Annotated in this window: 1 protein-coding gene; it reads right to left on the bottom strand. The window is 56.2% G+C overall.

The features are described from left to right. Nucleotides 1-217: hypothetical protein (locus tag SB753_RS41865; RefSeq protein ID WP_410805793.1), on the bottom strand; the 217-nt coding region annotated here is incomplete at its 3' end. Nucleotides 218-233: the final 16 nt, after the last annotated feature.

The following is a 233-nucleotide window of genomic DNA, read 5'->3' as shown; positions in this document are numbered from 1 at the left end:
CTTTCAGTTCGCCCATCGCATCCGCACAGGCATCTGAGAGGTTCTTGTAAGCGCCAGGCAGCTTTTCGACCGGAACTTCCACGCGTTCCGTTTTGGTTTTCGCCGCACGCATAGCCTGCAGTTCGGCGGTTGTCTCCTCAAGCGCCTTGTTTTTAGCCGCAAGCTCCTGTTCCAACGCGGGATACCCGGATGAACGTTGCGCGAGCAGTTCCTGCAAATTGGCAATGCTTCTG

The organism is Paraburkholderia sp. SIMBA_053, from assembly GCF_046534895.1.
In the GTDB taxonomy this organism is placed as follows: Bacteria; Pseudomonadota; Gammaproteobacteria; order Burkholderiales; family Burkholderiaceae; genus Paraburkholderia; species Paraburkholderia caledonica.
The sequence above is the reverse complement of the archived record's forward strand: the minus strand, read 5'-3'. Positions and strand labels throughout refer to the sequence as shown.